This is a genomic window from Microbacterium sp. SD291 (genome assembly GCF_017355365.1).
In the GTDB taxonomy this organism is placed as follows: Bacteria; Actinomycetota; Actinomycetes; order Actinomycetales; family Microbacteriaceae; genus Microbacterium.
In genome coordinates, this window is sequence record NZ_JADIJR010000033.1 from 17,584 (window position 1) to 35,188 (window position 17,605).

The following is a 17,605-nucleotide window of genomic DNA, read 5'->3' on the forward strand; positions in this document are numbered from 1 at the left end:
ACGCCCGAAAGGGCCTCGCACCGTCCGCACACCGGAATCGGGGGCGCGTAGGCGCTCTCGCCGTGACCTGTGTGGCAGCCCTGAGCCTCGGCTCGCTGGCCGCCGCGCCGGCGTTCGCCGACACCACCGGAACGGGGGTGGTGATCAACGAGGCCTACCTCTCCGGAGGAAGCGCCGGCGCCGCGTTCAAGAACAAGTTCGTCGAGCTGTACAACCCGACGGCTTCGCCGATCACCCTCGACGGCATGTCGCTGCAGTACCGCTCGGCGACCGGCACCTCGGCCTTCCAGGGCCTCGCAACCCTCAAGGGAGAGATCCCGGCAGGCGGCTACTACCTCGTGCAGGGCGGCAGCAACGGCACGAACGGCGCCGACCTTCCGGCCGCGGATGTCGTCAGCGGGCTCAACCCGGGCGGCGCCGGCGGCACGATCGCGCTCGTCGACGGCACCTCGGCGGTGACGCTGGCACCAGGGTCGGTCGTCGGCGTGGACGGCGTGGTCGACCTGCTCGGCTACGGCACGTCGAACACCTTCGAGACCAAGGCCGCGACGCCTCCGGCCGGCAACACCGACGTGAAGTCGCTGAACCGCACGGCCGGTGCCGACAGCGACGACAACGGCGCCGACTTCACGCTGTCCGCCACGATCACCCCGCAGGCTTCGGGCGCAGACGGCGGTACCGACCCCGGCACCGACCCGGTTGCAGCCTCGATCGCCGAGGTGCAGGGCACGACGGACGTCTCGCCGCTGAGCGGGCAGACCGTCACGGTCGAGGGCGTCGTCACCGCCGACTTCCGCACCGGCGGCTACAAGGGCGTCGTCATCCAGACGCAGGGATCCGGCGGTGAGGCGGATGCCACGCCCGGCGCATCCGACGGCGTCTTCGTGTACCTGAACGCGCTCGCTCCGACGCTCGCGATCGGAGACCTCGTCTCCGTCACCGGTGCCGTCAGCGAGTACTTCGGCCAGACGCAGGTGAACCCGGCCGCGCTCGCCGACATCACGGTCAAGCAGGCCGCCGCCGGCGTCCCGGCGGCGACCCCGCTGGCCGACACCGTGCTCGGCGCCGACCGCGAGCAGTACGAGAACATGTACGTGGCACCGGCCGGCACCTACCGCCTGGCCTCCAGCCACCAGCTCTTCAACTTCGGCACGCTGTGGCTCAACGCCGGCGCCGAGCTGAACGTGAAGAGCACCGAGCGTGTGCGCCCCGGCGACGAGGCGACGGCGATCGCCGCCGCGAACCGCGCCAACCGCATCCTGCTCGACGACGGCTGGTCCATCCAGGTCTCCAACAGCGGCCACCCGGGCCAGCAGCCGTACTTCACGAAGGACGTCGTCGTCCGCGGCGGCGACACCGTCGACTTCGGCGACAACGGCTACGTGCTGCAGTGGGGCTTCAACGACTGGCGCCTGCAGCCGGTCACGCCGATCGATGACGCGTCGCCTGCCGACCTCAAGGTCGGGTTCGCGGCGACCAACCCGCGCAGCGAGACCGCACCGGCGGTGGGCGGTGACGTCCAGGTCGCCTCGTTCAACGTCTACAACTACTTCACGACGCTGAAGAGCCAGAACCCCGACGCACGCGGCGCATCGACTGCCGAGCAGTTCGCGATCCAGAAGTCGAAGATCGTCGCGGCGATCAACGGGCTGGATGCCGAGATCGTCTCGCTCATGGAGATCGAGAACTCGGTGAAGCTGGGCGGCACGATCGACTCGGCCCTGGCCGACCTGGTCGCAGGCCTCAATGAGGCCGCGGGCAGCGAGGTCTGGGCGTACGTTCCGACTCCCGCCGCGCTGAACGACGCCACCACCACCGACTTCATCACCAACGCGATCATCTACCGGAAGGCGGACGTCTCCCGCGTGGGCGACAGCATGACCGTCACGGATGAGACCGTGTGGGGCAACGCCCGTGAGCCGATCGCGCAGGCGTTCGACATCGACGGACGCGTCGTCACCGTCGTCTCGAACCACTTCAAGTCGAAGTCGGCGCCCTCGGGCGGCGGCACGGAGCCGGCCGACGGCCAGGGCTTCTTCAACGCCGACCGCGTCAAGCAGGCTGAGTCGCTGCTGACGTTCACCGCCACGCTCGAGCAGGCCTCGGGCAGCGCGGACATGCTGCTGATCGGCGACTTCAACGCCTACAGCCAGGAAGATCCGATCAACGTCTTCACCTCGAACGGATGGACCGACCTGGTCGCCGCGAAGGCAGCGGGCCAGTACACGTACACGTTCGACGGCGAGCTCGGCTCGCTCGACCACGTGATCGCGTCGCCGTCGCTGGCCGCGTCGATCACGGGTGCGGGCGTGTGGGGCATCAACTCGCCGGAGTGGAGCGACCGCGGCTACGCGTTCGGCGCCACCGAGGCCGGTACGCCGTTCCGCTCGAGCGACCACGACCCGATCGTCGTCGGCGTCTCCTCGGCGATCCCGCCGGTGAGCATCGACGTCATCACGATGAACGACTTCCACGGTCGCATCGAGGCCGACGGCGCCGCCGCCGGTGCCGCCGTCATGGCGGGCGCGGTCCAGCAGTTCCGCGACGCGAACCCGAACACGATCTTCGCCGCAGCCGGCGACCTGATCGGCGCGTCGACGTTCACGTCGTTCATCAACGACGACAACCCCACGATCGACGCGCTGAACGCCGCCGGTCTCGACGTGAGCGCCGCGGGCAACCACGAGTTCGACCAGGGCTGGGCCGATCTGCGCGACCGCGTGCAGGAGCGGGCCGACTGGGAGTACATCTCGTCGAACGTGTTCGTCACCGAGACGGGTGAGCCCGCGCTCGCGCCGGCCTGGGTGAAGGAGCTCGACGGCGTGAAGGTCGGCTTCGTCGGTGCTGTCACCGAGGACCTCGACTCGCTCGTGTCGCCCGACGGCATCGCCGATCTCGAGGTGCGCAGCATCGCCGACTCGGTGAACGCCGTGGCCGACGACCTGCGCGACGGCGACGCCGCCAACGGCGAGGCGGATGTCATCATCCTCCTCGTGCACGAGGGGGCGTCGACGTCCGAGCTGACGAGCATCACCCCTGAGTCCCCGCTGGGCGAGATCGTCTACGGGGTCGACCAGGATGTCGACGCCATCGTCTCCGCGCACACCCACCTGGCGTACAACCACGTCATCGACGGCCGTCCGGTCGTCTCTGCCGGCCAGTACGGCGAGAACCTCGGCCTGATGAACATCCAGGTCGACGCGAAGACGAAGGACCTGATCTCGATCACCAACGAGATCAAGCCGCTGGCGACGCTCGTCGACAAGGTCTGGGTGCCGCAGTATCCGGCCGTGCAGGAGGTCGCCGACATCGTCGCGAAGGCGAAGCTGGATGCCGACGTTCTCGGTGCCGTGAAGGTCGGCGACATCACCGCCGACTTCAACAAGGCGCGCCAGAGCGACGGCAAGACCGACAACCGCGGTGGCGAGTCCACCATCGGCAACTTCATCGCCGACGTGCAGAAGTGGTCCACCGGCGCGCAGATCGCGCTGATGAACCCGGGAGGCATCCGTGCCAACCTCACGCACGCGTCGTCCGGTGCATCCGACCCTGCCGGCAACGTCACCTACCGCGAGGCGGCGACGGTGCAGCCGTTCGCCAATACGCTCGTCACGCTCACCCTCACCGGCGAGCAGCTGAAGGGCGTGCTCGAGGAGCAGTGGCAGCCGGCGGGAGCGGCCCGTCCGTTCCTGAAGCTCGGCGTCTCGAAGGGTCTGGTGTACACCTATGACCCGACCGCGGCGCAGGGCTCCCGGATCACGTCGATCACGCTCGACGGCGTGGCGATCGACCCGGCGGTGAGCTACACGGTCGCGGCGAACTCGTTCCTCGCAGCGGGCGGAGACAACTTCTTCGCCTTCAAGGCGGGCACGGACAAGCGCGACACCGGCAAGATCGACCTGCAGTCGATGGTCGACTGGTTCGACGCGAACAAGACCGCCACCCCCGACCTCGCCCAGCGCGCGGTGGGCGTGTCGGTCAGCGCCCCGGATGCCGACGGCTACAGCGCCGGCGACCAGGTGACGTTCGCGCTCTCGTCGCTGGCCTTCAGCGGCGGCGAGGCGGCCCCCGGCGAGGTGACGCTCTCGCTGGGCGACACGGTTCTCGCGAGCGGAGTGATCGACCCGGCCGTCGTGGAGACGACGGACGAGGTCGGGCGTGCGAGCCTGACGATCACGGTTCCCGACGGCGTCTTCGGCGAGCAGATGCTCACCGTCGCGGTCGCCGGCACCGGGACCACGGTGCAGGTGCCGTTCACGATCGCCGGCGAGGCCGAGTTCGCGGGCAGCATCACGCTGGAGTCGTCGACGGTGCTCGCGGGCAAAACGCTCACCATCACCGGCATGGACTACGCAGCAGGTGAGACGGTCACCGTCGAGCTCCGCGGGGGCAAGGGCGGGCCGGTCTCGCTCGGCACCATCGTGGTCGGCGACGACGGCTCCTTCACCGAGTCCGTGGTCGTGCCGAAGGGCGCGAAGCTGGGCGAGTACACCGTCGCGGTGTCGCAGGCCGACGGCGACGAGGCGACCGCCTCCGTCATCGTCAAGCGCGGCAACGCGAAGGGGGTCGTCGACTGGATCTGGGATCTCATCACCGGATGGTTCTGACCCTGTTCCTCGACTGAACAAAGAGGAGGCCGCCGGGAGTGATCCCGGCGGCCTTCGTCGTGCAATGGGCGTCCGGTCGTCACTCCCAGTCCGCGCAGGTGACCTCGGGGTAGGCGCGGATACGCTCATCCGCGGTCACGAGGATCAGCCCGTCCGCCTGAGCCTGCGCGACGAGCATCCGATCGAACGGATCGCGATGCTCCCACGCGAGTGCGCCCGCTGCCCGCATGTGCGTCCCGGTCAACGCCAGTTCCGAGGCGAACAGCGCTTCGAGGAGGTGGCTCCAGCGGGTGAGTACCCGTGCGCCGTGGGGCAGCCTTCCCAGCCTCGCCTTCTGTGCGATCTCGTAGGAGCTCGCCGCTGAGACGAAGACCGCATCTGCGTCCGTGATCGCTTTCCGAACCGAAGCCGGCACGCGGTCCGGGTCGGTTGCGAGCCACAGGACGACGTGAGTGTCGAGAAGACAGGCAGTCACGAGCGTCCTTCGTGGAGGAGCGGGTCGCCGGGCCGGCCGTTCTCCCAATCCCGTAGCTCATCCTCGGGCAGCTCCTCGAACAGCGCGTCTGCGGCGATCGGCGGGATCTCGGGCAGCAGCGGCGAGCTGAGGTCCCGCTTCGCCGGAACTGCGGCGTGGATCGTCGCGATCGGAGTGCCGGAACGCGCGATCACGATCTCCTCCCCGGCCTCCACGCGACGCAGGAGCTCGGAGAGGCGGGTCTTCGCCTCCTGCACATTCACAGTCGTAGTCATGCAAGCAAGGATACCCTGGTCTGGTCAAGTGAACCAGACCAGATTAGCGGTCGAAATCGACAGGTTTCCGGCGACTAGACTGGACCCCATGCCCGAACCGAAAGTCGCCAGCTTTCCGGCGATCCGCGGTGCGCTGAGGTTCTACCAGATCGCGTCGATCATCACCGGAGTCATGCTGCTCCTCCTGGTCGCGGAGATGGTGCTCAAGTACACGCCGATCCACCTCGAGCTCTTCGCGGGCGGAAGCGGCGGCCCGCTGTGGCTCGCCCCCGTCGTGGAGGGTCCCGAAGGCCTCGAATCCACCGGCGACGGGTTCAACCTGTCGCTCGCGATCCTCGTCGCACACGGCTGGTTCTACGTCGTGTACCTCTTCGCGTGCTTCCGGATGTGGAGCCTGATGCGCTGGCCGTTCCTGCGCTTCATCCTGCTCGCACTCGGCGGCGTCATCCCGCTGCTGTCCTTCATCATGGAGGCCATCGTCGCCCGCGACGTGAAGGCCTACCTCGCCACCCGTGAGGCCGCCGACGCTTCGACAGGCTCAGCGACCCAGGGGCCCCAGATTTCAATGGAAGGTGTCCGGTGACCGAGAACTCAGAGACCCAGCAGCGCCCCGCGCTCGTCGTCGACTTCGGCGCGCAGTACGCGCAGCTGATCGCCCGCCGCGTCCGCGAAGCCGGCGTGTACAGCGAGATCGTGCCGCACACGGCCACCGCGGCGGAGATCGCCGCGAAGAACCCGGTCGCGATCATCCTCTCCGGCGGCCCCTCCTCGGTGTACGAGGACGGCGCGCCGAAGCTGGATCCGGCCGTCTTCGACCTCGGCGTGCCGACCCTCGGCATCTGCTACGGCTTCCAGTACATGGCGCAGACCCTCGGCGGCGAGGTCGCCAACACCGGTCTCCGCGAGTACGGGGCGACGGATGCCGTCGTCTCGGGTGACGGCGGCACGCTGCTCGGCGGGCAGCCGGCCGAGCAGAACGTCTGGATGAGCCATGGCGACCAGGTCGCCAAGGCGCCGGAGGGCTTCGAGGTGCTCGCCACCACCAGTGCCACCAAGGTCGCGGCCTTCGCGAACGAGGAGCGCGGCTTCTACGGCGTGCAGTGGCATCCCGAGGTCAAGCACTCCGACCACGGCCAGCAGGTCCTCGAGAACTTCCTGCACAAGGGCGCAGGCCTCGCAGCCGACTGGAACAGCGGCAGCGTGATCGCCGAGCAGATCGAGCGCATCCGCGAGCAGGTCGGCGACGCCCGTGTCATCTCCGCCCTCTCCGGCGGAGTCGACTCCGCGGTCTCGACGGCTCTCGTGCACAAGGCCATCGGCGATCAGCTGACCGCCGTCTTCGTCGACCACGGCCTCCTCCGCAAGGGCGAGCGCGAGCAGGTCGAGAAGGACTACGTCGAGTCCACCGGCGTCCGCCTCATCACGGTCGACGCGGCCGACACGTTCCTCGGGCACCTCAAGGGCGTCACCGACCCCGAGGAGAAGCGCAAGATCATCGGCCGCGAGTTCATCCGCGCATTCGAGAAGGTGCAGCTCGATCTGGTCGCCGAGGCCAAGGCCTCGGGTGGCGCCCCGGTCAAGTTCCTCGTGCAGGGCACGCTCTACCCCGACGTCGTCGAATCCGGCGGCGGCACGGGCACCGCGAACATCAAGTCGCACCACAACGTCGGCGGACTCCCCGACGACCTCGACTTCGAGCTCATCGAGCCGCTGCGCGCCCTGTTCAAGGACGAGGTCCGCGCGATCGGCCGCGAACTCGGCATCCCCGAGGCGATCGTGGGACGTCAGCCGTTTCCGGGGCCCGGTCTCGGCATCCGGATCATCGGTGAGGTCACCGCTGACCGTCTCGAGATTCTGCGTGAGGCCGACGCCATCGCCCGCGAGGAACTGACGAAGGCGGGACTCGACCAGGAGATCTGGCAGTGCCCTGTCGTCCTTCTCGCCGACGTCCGCTCGGTCGGCGTCCAGGGCGACGGCCGCACCTACGGGCACCCGATCGTGCTGCGTCCGGTCTCCAGCGAGGACGCGATGACCGCCGACTGGACCCGCCTCCCGTACGACGTACTGGCGAAGATCTCGAACCGCATCACGAACGGGGTGCGCGACGTCAACCGCGTCGTCCTCGACGTGACCTCCAAGCCGCCGGGGACCATCGAGTGGGAGTGATCCCCGCGAGCCAGTGAGAGAGCACCGGATGCAGCATCCGGTGCTCTCTTCGTGTATCCGGCGGGCGCAGACGGATTCCGGGAGAGTTTCCCGCCGATGTCGATCGGCGCTCTTTCCGTTCGACGTCTTCAGTGAGAGGGTCGAGACACGGCCCGAACCACAAGGAGAACATCATGAAGTTCATGCTCATCATGCGCGCGACCGACGACGCCGTCCACGCCTACAAGCAGATGCCGTTCGAGCAGGTCATCGAGGCCATGGGCAAGTACAACGAGGCGATGATGAAGGCGGGCGTGCTGATCGCGGGCGAGGGCCTGACCGACGCCGCCGAGGGCTTCGTCGTCGACTTCAGCGCCGAGCGGCCCCTGATCACCGACGGCCCCTACGGAGAGACCAAGGAGCTGTTCAACGGGTTCTGGATCATCGAGGTCTCCTCCCGCGAGGAGGCGGCAGAGTGGGCGAGTCGCGCACCGTTCGGACCGGGGTCGTTCCTCGAGGTCCGCCGCGTGACCGGCGCAGAGGACTTCCCCGCCGACAACGAGTGGATCGAGAAGGAAGCCGCGTGGCGCGAGGAGCAGGCGCAGCGCGCCCAGCAGTGAGATGAGCGAGATCCACCGCAGCGAGACGGCGCGCTGCGCCCCCGGACCAGGAGCAGCGGAGCGCGCCGTCGCGGCCGTGTGGCGCATCGAATCCGCGAAGATCGTCGCCACCCTGACCCGGATGGTCGGCGACTTCAGCCTTGCGGAGGACCTCGCGCAGGAGGCGCTGCTGGACGCGCTGAAGCAGTGGCCGGTCGAGGGCGTGCCGCGCAACGGCGCCGCCTGGCTCACTGCGGTCGCGAAGCGCAAGGCGATCGACGGCTGGCGGCGCCGCGAGCGTCTGGACGACCGGATCGCCGTGCTCGCGCACGACCTCGAGCGCGAGCAGGACGAGGCGGCCGACGCGCTGCCCTGGGACCCGGATGCCGTCGACGACGACGTCCTGCGGCTGATCTTCATCTCCTGCCACCCGGTGCTCTCCCGGGAGGCTCAGGTGGCGCTGACGCTCCGTGTCGTCGGGGGTCTCGGCAGCGAGGAGATCGCACGCGCGTTCCTCGTGCCGACAGCCACGGTGCAGCAGCGCATCGTGCGCGCCAAGAAGACGCTGGCTGCGGCGAACGTCCCGTTCGAGATGCCGCCGCGCGAGGAGCATGGGGAGCGGCTGGGCGCGATCCTCGGCGTGCTGTACCTGATCTTCAACGAGGGACATGCGGCCAGCAGCGGGCCGGACTGGATGCGGCCCGAGCTCAGCGCGGAGGCGATCCGGCTGACGCGCGTGCTGGCCGCGCTCATGCCGCGCGAGCGCGACGTGCACAGCCTGCTCGCGCTGATGGAGCTCACCGCGGCACGCTTCGCCGCGCGAGTGGACGCGAACGGGGAGCCGGTGCTGCTCGCCGACCAGGACCGCCGGCTCTGGGACCGCGGGCGCATCGCCCGGGGCCGGGCCGCACTCGCCACAGCGGACGCTCTCGGCACCGGCCGCGGGGCATACGGGCTTCAGGCGGCGATCGCCGAATGCCATGCGGTCGCAGCATCCGTGGAGGAGACGGACTGGGAGCGCATCGTGCTCCTCTACGAGGCGCTCGGACGCATCGCGCCGTCACCGGTGGTGGAGCTCAACAGGGCGGCCGCCGTCGCGATGGCGACGGGCCCGGCATCCGCTCTCCTCATCATCGACCGCCTGTCGGCGTCAGGGGCGCTCCGCGGCTACCACCTGCTGCCGGCGACCAGGGGCGAGATGCTGCTGCGTCTCGGACGCGCGGAGGAGGCGCGCAGCGAGTTCGCCACCGCAGCAGCGCTTGCAGGGAACGACCGGGAACGCGCGATCCTCGAGGCGAAGGCCGCCGGGCGCTGAGGGACGCGCCTGAACCAAAAGGGCCCGCCCCCTTCGGAACCGGAGGGCGCCGAAGGGGACGGAAGTGTGAGGTCACCGCGGGAGCAGGACCGATCAGCGGGGAGCGGTCAGTCGCGCACCCGGTCGCCGCGGCCGACGATCAGGCCGTAGATCAGCAGCACGACGATGGATCCGCCGATCGCGAGAAGCCACGTCTGCAGGCTCCAGAACTCCTCGAGGCTGGCACCGAAGAGCACCGAACCCAGCCATCCGCCGAGAAGGGCTCCGACGACTCCGAGAAGCAGTGTCACGATCCATCCGCCGCCCTGACGTCCGGGGAGGATGAGCTTGGCGATGGCACCTGCGATGAGGCCGAGAAGGATGAAGGCGAGGAAACTCATGGTCAGCTCCTTTATTTCGGGAGCCCCGGGGGTACCCGGGGCTTCGTGACACTCATTCTGGACGTTTCCGTCCTTCGGCGCGACCCCCTTGCGCTGGACCGTCCCGATATGCGAAAGAGGCCCGCCTCCCCAGGGGAGACGGGCCTCTTTTCGGTTCTGATCAGTCGTTTCCGCGCACGATCGCGATGATCCGAAGGATCTCGACGTACAGCCAGACGACCGTGACCATGATGCCGAAGGCGCCGAGCCAGCCGTACTTGCGGGGAGCGCCGTTGCGCACGCCCTGCTGGATCTGGTCGAAGTCGAGCACCAGGGAGTACGCGGCCATGATGACGACGAGGACGCCGATGATCAGGCCGAGCGGGATGCCCATGATCTCGGCGCTCATCAGACCGAATGCCTGCTCCTGCGGGAGGACGCCCGTCCACATCAGGACGAGGTTCAGCAGCGAGAAGACCATGTAGCCGACCATCGCGATCATGAAGATCTTGGTCGCCTTCTTCGAGGCGCGGATCTTGCCGTTCGCGAAGAGCGCCAGGGTCACGGCGACGACCGAGACGGTCGCCAGCGTGGCCTGGAACACGATTCCGGGCCAGATGACCTCGAAGAACGCCGAGATGCCGCCGACGAAAAGACCCTCGAAGCCCGCGTAGGCGAAGATCAGCGCCGGGCGCACCTTCTTGCGGGAGGTGAACGAGATGATCATCGCGAGGACGAAGCCGCCCAGTGCGCCGATGATCCACGGCATCATGCTCACGCCACCGCGGTAGGGGTCGACCTCGGCCGAGACGCCGCCGAGCGTCCAGACCCAGCCGACTGCGGCTGTGACGAGAAGGATGCCGAACAGCCCTGCCGTCTTCCACACCGTGTCCTCGACCGACATCCGGTCGGTCTCGATGGCGCCGGCGGCGGGGGCGGTGTACATGCCCTCCATCTGCGCGTTGGCGGCGGCATCCATTCCGGCGTGCTGGAAGGACGCGGTCTGCGCACCCTGACCGGCCTGCGGTCCGCCAGGGTAGGTCGCGACGTTACGCGGATCCTGCTGCTGGAACGCCGGATTGTTGAATGCGAAATTGCTCATGGTGGGCCTCACTCCGAAGTGTGCGTAGGTCTCTTTCCTCAACGATACCCGCGCGGTGCGTTCAGCGGCGTGTTCTACGCTGTGAGCGTGCCCAGGAAATCCCCGCTCGTCATCGGGCATCGCGGTGCGCCCGGCTATCGTCCGGAGCACAGCCGCTCCTCCTATGAGCTCGCCCTCGCGATGGGCGTCGACGCCGTGGAACCCGACGTGGTCGCCACGAAGGACGGCGTGCTGGTCGTCAGGCACGAGAACGAGATCTCCGGCACGACCGATGTGGCCGAGCATCCCGAGTTCGCCGACCGGAAGACGACCAAGCGCGTCGACGGCCAGGCGCTGACCGGCTGGTTCACCGAGGACTTCACCTGGGCGGAGCTTTCGACGCTGCGCGGTCGCGAGCGGCTGCCCGAGGTGCGGCTGTCGAGCGCGACCTTCGACGGGTCGCAGGCGATCCTGCGCCTCATCGACGTGCTCGACATCGTGCGCGCGGGCTCCGCCGAGCACGGACGTGAGATCGGGGTGGTGCTCGAGATCAAGCACGCGACGTACTTCGCGAGCATCGGACTCGACCTCGCCCCGCTGATCGAGCGGGATCTGCGTGCGTCCGGCTGGGCCGACGGCGAGCTGCCGCTGATCATCGAGTGCTTCGAATCGACGATCCTCGGGCAGCTGAAGCAGCGGGGGATCGCGGCGTCCTACGTCTATCTCATCGAGGCCTCAGGCAGGCCGTACGACCTCCTCGTCGCGCAGGGCAAGCAGGCGCTGACGTACAAGGCCACGGTCGCACCCGCGGGCCTCGACGGGCTGGTCGGCAAGGTCGACGGCGTCAGCGTCAACAAGCGGATGCTGCTCGCCAAGGGCAGCACGATCGTCGCCGACGCGCACGCGCGGGGGCTGAAGGTCTTCACCTGGACCGCGCGTCCCGAGAACGCCTTCCTCGCGGCGGAGTTCCGCGGGGCAGGCGGACGCAGCGCCTACGGCGACTACGAGGCCGAGTGGGGCGTGATCGCCCGCACCGGCGTCGATGGCGTGTTCGTCGATCATCCGGACCTCGGCGTGAGCTTCTTCCGCGGCTGAGTCGCGGCGCCGCGGCTGACGCTCGCCGGCCCCGCGTCCGGTCGCGTCTCCGGCCTCGCTCCCGTCCGCACGCGTGATTCCGGGCGCAGTTTGTGCCGCTCCCTCCCGTGCCCGCTTCTATCCGGGTGCAGTTCGTGCCGCTCGGCGCGGGATCGGGCGGCACGAACTGCACCCGGAGTCGGGGCGTGGGCGCTCGGGCGGCACGAACTGCACCCGGAGTCGAATCGGAACGCGCACTCTGCAACCGGGAACCCGTCCGCGCCGCACGGCGCGCAGAGCGGCGCAGGACTCAGACCGCACGGGACGCAACCCCCGCAGGGTTCAGGAAGCCACGGGACTCAGAGCGGGCCGAGGACGTCCTGCACCGTGCCATCGACGGTCAGGGTGCGCAGCGGTTCGAGGATCTCGCGCTCCTCGAACCGGAAGTGCGACTCCATGATCGCGCCGACGCCGTCGAGGTGGCGCTCGATCGAGTCCGCGCTCTCGCCGCTCTCGACCGCATGACGCAGGCTGCTGAGCAGATGCGAGAGCATCGAGTGATCCTGCATGAGCTTGTCGATCACGCCGCCGAGCTCCGGATGCTCCGCCCGCAGCGCCGGGAACAGCGAGCGGTCCTCGCTGCGGTGGTGGCCGTCCAGAGCCGAGCAGAACCCGATGCAGAACAGCGTCAGCTCGCGCGCGGAATCCGGCGTCTCGTCGCCCGCGGAGAGCGCGCTCCTGGTCGCCTCGAGCGCGGCACGCAGCGTGGTGTGAGCGGTGCGCAGCTCGCGGTCCCACGCGATCAGGCGGTCGGCATCCATCCGCGCCAGTCTAGGCGCGCGCCACGGGGCGGAGCGGGCCGCCTCAGAGCGTGACCGCCTCAGAGCGTGCGGTCGAAGGCGCCCTTGCGCGTGGACACGATCTCCTTGCCCAGAGGCATCAGCGACACCGGCACCATCTTGAAATCGGCGATCCCCATCGGGATGCCGATGATCGTGACGCACAGTGCGATGCCCGACACGATGTGGCCGATCGCCAGCCACCAGCCGGCGAGGACCACCCACAGCACATTCCCGAGGAACGAGCCGACGCCCGCGGTGGGCTTGCTCACGATCTCGTTGCCGAACGGCCAGATCGCGTATCGGGCGATCCGGAACGACGCGATCGCCCAGGGAATGGTGACGATCGGGATGCACAGCAGGATGCCGGCCAGCATGTAGCCGAGGAACAGTCCGAGACCGGCGAAGATCAGCCAGATGATGTTGAGGATCGTGCGCACGGGATCGATTCTCGCACCTCTCTCCTGGGCGACTGCGTGTTCGCTGAGCATCGGCCTCGCCCTGCGCGGGAAACGCAGGGCGTGATGCCAGACTGACCGCATGACCGGAATAGTCGTCGACGGTGTCAGCAGGTCCTTCGGGAGCGTCCAGGCGGTGCGCGCGGCGACACTCCGCGCGGAGCCCGGCCGGGTCACCGGACTCGTCGGGCCGAACGGTGCGGGCAAGACCACGCTGCTGCTGATGCTCGCCTCCCTGCTCGCCCCGGACGCCGGCTCGATCCGCATCGGCGGAGTGGACCCGTCCGCCGACCCGCTCGCCGCCAGAAGACTGCTCGGATGGATGCCGGACACTCTCGGCGCGTGGCCGTCGCTCACCGCCAGAGAGACGATCAGGACGACGGCCCGGCTCTACGGCATCCGCCCGGCGCAGGCAGCCGCCCGCGCCCAGGAGCTCCTCGAGCTGGTCGGTCTGACCCCACTCGCCGACTCGCCTGCGAAGGTCCTCTCCCGCGGGCAGAAGCAGAAGCTCGGGCTCGCGCGGGCGCTCGTGCACGACCCGCAGGTGCTGCTGCTCGACGAGCCTGCTTCGGGCCTCGATCCGGAGGCGCGCATCCAACTGCGGGTCCTGCTGCGCCGGCTCGCCGCCGATGGCCGCACGATCCTGATCTCCAGCCACATCCTCTCCGAGCTGGAGGAGGTCGTCGACGACTCCGTGTTCCTGGTCGCGGGCTCAGTCGTCGATGCGGCACCGGCTCAGGGCGGCATCCGGGTGTGGCGGATACGCCTGATCGGAGCGGATGCTGCGCGGCAGAGCGCCGACTCCTGGCAGGTGGCGTCGACCCTCGGCATCGCCGCCGAGTCGGTGGTCGCCGACCGCGGCACGCTGCTCGTCGGGTTCGAGTCCGAAGACGCCGCGGCGCTCGGACTGCACGCGCTCGTGGGCGCGGGCCTGCGGATCTCGGAGTTCGCTCCGGCGCAGAGCGGCCTGGAGCACACCTTCCTCAACCTGCATCCGCCGGCATCCGTGTCGCAGGGAGCGCCGGATGCCGCGCCGAGCGGTCTGCCCACGGCATCCGCCCCGACTGCGCCGCCGACTGCGCCGCCGGCCGCACCGCCTGCCGGATCGCCGACCGGACCGGAGGCCGGAGCATGAGCATCACCAACATCGGGATCATCGCCCGCCTCGAACTGACGCAGCGCCTGCGCAGCGTCGGCTGGTACATCCTCCTCGGCGTCTTCGCCCTGGTGCTGCTCGGCGTCACCGTACTCTCGTTCGCGGTCTACTCCTGGGGTGAGTTCGTCGGCGCCGGCGTGTTCTCGATCGTCGTGAACATGGTGCTTCTGCTGGTCGTGCTCGTCTCGCCCACGCTCAGCGGCAACGCCATCAACGGCGACCGCGAGGCCGCGACGCTCGCCGCGGTCCAGGTCACCGCAGCGTCGACGGGCGACATCATGCTCGGCAAGCTGGCCGCCGCCGTCGCAACCGGCGGCGCGTTCCTCGCGGTCGCACTGCCGTTCATGGCCGTGTCCCTCCTCGGGGGAGGCGCCAGCCCGCTCGTCCTCGCGGTGGCGCTGCTCGTGCTCGCCGTCGAGATCATCATCGTCGCGGCGATCGGGGTGGGCCTGAGCGGATTGATCGCCCGGCCCCTGTTCTCGGTCGCGTCGACCTACCTGGTGATCGCCGGGCTCGCGATCGGCACGCTCATCGCCTTCGGCCTCGGCGGCATGGCCGTGCGCACCGAGACCACCTACTACGAGCGTTCATACGACTCGAACGGACAGCCGGACTGCGACCGCTGGGAGACGTACACCCAGGACCTGCCCCGCTTCGACCTCGTCTGGTGGGTGCTCGCCGCGAACCCGTTCGTGGTGCTGGCGGACGCGACCCCCACCGAGTTCTCGCCCGAGGGGTATCCGGTCGACATGTTCGGCCAGATCAAATACGGCGTGCGCAGCGCGCAGCAGCCTCCCGTCGTGCAGACATGGGACCCGTGCGAGACGTCCTCCATGGAGAACCCGTACCCGACGGCGAAGGAGGTCATCGAATCATCCGTTCCGAGCTGGTTCGTCGGCCTCGGAGTGCAGATCCTGATCGCCGGAGGACTGTTCGCCGGCGCATGGTCGCGGACGCGCACGCCCGCGAAGCGGCTGCCACCGGGAACCCGCATCGCCTGAGCGGGTCACGGGGCACGCGTTCGCCGGCTGCGGCCGGCGGCGGCAGTCCGCGGTGTCCGTGGCGCCGCCTAGACTCGTAAGGCCATGACCGAAGCTCCCCTCATCGTCCCCGGATCCGTCGGCCCCCGCTCCACCGGGCCTCAGGGGCAGGACGACCTCCTCGCCGGGCTGAACCCGCAGCAGCTCGACGCCGTCACCCATCGCGGCCCCGCGCTGCTCATCGTCGCGGGTGCAGGCTCCGGGAAGACGAGCGTGCTCACGCGCCGGATCGCCTCCCTGCTGCGCTCCCGCGAGGCCTGGCCGAGCCAGATCCTCGCCATCACCTTCACGAACAAGGCCGCAGGCGAGATGCGCGAGCGGGTCGAGGCGATCGTCGGCGACGCCGCCCGCGGCATGTGGATCTCCACGTTCCACTCGGCGTGCGTGCGCATCCTCCGCCGCGAGGCCGAGCAGTTCGGCTTCACGAAGTCCTTCACGATATACGACTCCGGCGATTCCAGGGCGCTGATCAAGCGCCTGGTCAAGGAGCACGAGGCCGACGCGTACGGGCTGACCCCGGCATCCGTCCAGTCGCGCATCTCGAAGCTCAAGAACGAGCTGTCGGATGCCGAGGCCTACGCCCGCCAGGCGAACATGTCCGATCCTGCGGAGCGCATCTTCGTCGAACTGTTCGCCGACTATCAGCGCCGGCTGCAGAAGGCGAATGCGTTCGACTTCGATGACCTCATCGGCCAGACGGTCTATCTCTTCCGAGCGTTCCCCGAGGTCGCGAACACCTACCGGCGCCGCTTCCGGCACGTCCTCGTCGACGAGTATCAGGACACGAACCACGCCCAGTATGCGCTGATCCACGAGCTCACCAGGCCGGTCGCGAGCGACGCTCCCGACCCGTATGCCTCGAACGGCATGATGATCTTCGAACCCGACCCTTCGACAGGCTCAGGGACCCAGCTTCCTGCGGCCTCCCTCACCGTCGTCGGCGACTCGGACCAGTCGATCTATGCCTTCCGCGGCGCGGACATCCGCAACATCAGCGAGTTCGAGCGCGACTTCCCCGGCGCGAAGGTCGTGCTGCTCGAGCAGAACTACCGGTCGACGCAGAACATCCTCTCCGCCGCGAACGCCGTGATCGGCAACAACTTCGACCGCAAGGACAAGAAGCTCTGGAGCGACAAGGGCGACGGCGACCAGATCGTCGGCTTCACCGGCTACTCGCAGCACGACGAGGCGCAGTTCGTCGCCGATGAGGTCGAGGCGCTCCGCCGTGCGGGCATGCCGTACTCCGAGATGGCCGTCTTCTACCGCACCAACTCGCAGTCGCGCGCGCTCGAGGAGATCTTCATCCGCTCGGCTGTGCCCTACAAGATCATGGGCGGCACCAAGTTCTACGAACGCGCCGAGATCAAGGACGCGCTGGCCTACCTCGTCGCGGTCGCGAACCCCGCCGACGAGATGGCCGTGCGGCGTGTCCTGAACAAGCCGCGACGCGGCATCGGCGACGTCACCGAGACGGCCATCGCGCGCTTCGCCGAGGAGAACGGGATCACGTTCCGGCAGGCGCTGTCGGTGCCGTCGCAACTCGGCTTCGGCCCGAAGATCCAGGCGGCCATCGCCCAGCTCGACGCCGTGCTCGCCGAGGCGACCGAGATCATGCTGCCCGCCTCCGGTGAGGTCCCCGCACCCACCACCGTCGCCGACGGCCTCAGCGTGCTGCTGTCGAAGAGCGGTTACCTCGACGCACTGCGCGCCAGCCGCGACCCGCAGGACGAGGCGCGGGTCGAGAACCTCGACGAGTTCGTCGCGGTCGCTCGCGACTTCGCCCGGAACAACCCCGACGGCACGATCGTCGACTTCCTGACCGAGGTCGCGCTCGTCTCCGACGCCGACGACCTCGACGACGAGTCCGGCTCGGTGTCGCTGATGACGATGCACACCGCCAAAGGCCTCGAGTACGACGCGGTGTTCGTGACGGGCGTCGAGGAGGACCTCATCCCGCACCGCATCTCGGCGGGGGAGCCCGGGGGACCGCAGGAGGAGCGCCGGCTGTTCTACGTCGGCATCACCCGGGCGCGCAAGCGCCTGCACCTCTCGCTCGCGATGACCAGGGCGCAGTTCGGCGAGGTGTCCGTCGCGATGCCGAGCCGCTTCCTGCAGGAGATCCCGGCCGGTCTCATCGACTGGCGGCAGTCGCCCGGCGACGTCAACTCGCGCGGCGGGATGC

At 69.0% G+C, this 17,605-nt stretch carries 15 protein-coding genes; 9 read left to right on the top strand and 6 right to left on the bottom strand.

Features of this window, described 5'->3' with window-relative positions; all coding sequences use genetic code 11:
• The first annotated feature begins 62 nt into the window (after window positions 1-62).
• Window positions 63-4,607, top strand: coding sequence for an ExeM/NucH family extracellular endonuclease (locus tag IPV10_RS14490; RefSeq protein WP_307861147.1), 4,545 nt, complete (start codon window positions 63-65; stop codon window positions 4,605-4,607).
• Window positions 4,608-4,686: 79 nt separating this feature from the next.
• Here IPV10_RS14490 and IPV10_RS14495 read toward each other — a convergent pair whose 3' ends face one another.
• Entirely contained in the window at window positions 4,687-5,082 is a 396-nt protein-coding gene (locus tag IPV10_RS14495) for a type II toxin-antitoxin system VapC family toxin (protein WP_207484969.1), read from the bottom strand.
• Window positions 5,079-5,357, bottom strand: a complete 279-nt coding sequence (locus tag IPV10_RS14500; protein ID WP_207484970.1) for a type II toxin-antitoxin system Phd/YefM family antitoxin — start codon at window positions 5,355-5,357, stop codon at window positions 5,079-5,081. Before IPV10_RS14500 ends, IPV10_RS14495 begins: the two co-directional genes overlap by 4 nt.
• 88 nt (window positions 5,358-5,445) lie before the next feature.
• Between IPV10_RS14500 and IPV10_RS14505 the strand changes: the two genes are divergently transcribed.
• The 4 genes from IPV10_RS14505 to IPV10_RS14520 all read left to right on the top strand — a co-directional run bounded on the left by IPV10_RS14505 (window position 5,446) and on the right by IPV10_RS14520 (window position 9,416).
• On the top strand, window positions 5,446-5,940 hold the full coding sequence (locus IPV10_RS14505) for a DUF3817 domain-containing protein (RefSeq protein ID WP_207484972.1): 495 nt from the start codon (window positions 5,446-5,448) through the stop codon (window positions 5,938-5,940).
• Window positions 5,937-7,523 carry a glutamine-hydrolyzing GMP synthase gene (gene guaA, locus IPV10_RS14510; protein ID WP_207484973.1) on the top strand — a complete coding sequence of 529 codons (1,587 nt, stop codon included), beginning with the start codon at window positions 5,937-5,939 and terminating at the stop codon, window positions 7,521-7,523. Before IPV10_RS14505 ends, guaA begins: the two co-directional genes overlap by 4 nt.
• Before the next feature lie 173 nt (window positions 7,524-7,696).
• Entirely contained in the window at window positions 7,697-8,122 is a 426-nt protein-coding gene (locus IPV10_RS14515; RefSeq protein ID WP_207484975.1) for a YciI family protein, read from the top strand.
• A gap of 1 nt (window position 8,123) precedes the next feature.
• Window positions 8,124-9,416: an RNA polymerase sigma factor gene (locus tag IPV10_RS14520; protein WP_207484977.1), complete on the top strand. Its 1,293-nt coding sequence runs from the start codon at window positions 8,124-8,126 to the stop codon at window positions 9,414-9,416.
• Between the two features lie 107 nt (window positions 9,417-9,523).
• Here IPV10_RS14520 and IPV10_RS14525 read toward each other — a convergent pair whose 3' ends face one another.
• Window positions 9,524-9,796 (bottom strand): GlsB/YeaQ/YmgE family stress response membrane protein, encoded by a 273-nt coding sequence (locus IPV10_RS14525; protein WP_207484979.1) that lies wholly within the window; start codon window positions 9,794-9,796, stop codon window positions 9,524-9,526.
• 160 nt (window positions 9,797-9,956) lie between these two features.
• Entirely contained in the window at window positions 9,957-10,877 is a 921-nt protein-coding gene (locus IPV10_RS14530; protein WP_207484981.1) for a Bax inhibitor-1/YccA family protein, read from the bottom strand.
• An 87-nt stretch (window positions 10,878-10,964) separates the two neighbouring features.
• Here IPV10_RS14530 and IPV10_RS14535 point away from each other — a divergent pair, with 87 nt between their 5' ends.
• Complete coding sequence (locus IPV10_RS14535; RefSeq protein WP_207484983.1) at window positions 10,965-11,951, top strand: glycerophosphodiester phosphodiesterase family protein; 987 nt, start codon at window positions 10,965-10,967, stop codon at window positions 11,949-11,951.
• 338 nt (window positions 11,952-12,289) lie between these two features.
• On the opposite strand, the gene IPV10_RS14540 is transcribed toward IPV10_RS14535, so the two are convergent.
• A complete protein-coding gene (locus IPV10_RS14540; protein ID WP_207484985.1) occupies window positions 12,290-12,751 on the bottom strand; it encodes a hemerythrin domain-containing protein in 462 nt (153 codons plus the stop codon).
• Between the two features lie 59 nt (window positions 12,752-12,810).
• Window positions 12,811-13,209, bottom strand: coding sequence for a YccF domain-containing protein (locus IPV10_RS14545; RefSeq protein ID WP_207484987.1), 399 nt, complete (start codon window positions 13,207-13,209; stop codon window positions 12,811-12,813).
• 100 nt (window positions 13,210-13,309) lie between these two features.
• On the opposite strand from IPV10_RS14545, the gene IPV10_RS14550 reads away from it, so the two are divergent.
• The 3 genes from IPV10_RS14550 to IPV10_RS14560 form a co-directional block, all read left to right on the top strand.
• Window positions 13,310-14,362 carry an ABC transporter ATP-binding protein gene (locus IPV10_RS14550; protein ID WP_207484989.1) on the top strand — a complete coding sequence of 351 codons (1,053 nt, stop codon included), beginning with the start codon at window positions 13,310-13,312 and terminating at the stop codon, window positions 14,360-14,362.
• Window positions 14,359-15,384 (top strand): ABC transporter permease, encoded by a 1,026-nt coding sequence (locus IPV10_RS14555; protein WP_207484990.1) that lies wholly within the window; start codon window positions 14,359-14,361, stop codon window positions 15,382-15,384. The genes IPV10_RS14550 and IPV10_RS14555 overlap by 4 nt, the downstream gene beginning before the upstream one ends.
• Window positions 15,385-15,468: 84 nt before the next feature.
• On the top strand, window positions 15,469-17,605 hold a 2,137-nt coding region (locus IPV10_RS14560; protein ID WP_207484992.1), incomplete at its 3' end, for an ATP-dependent helicase.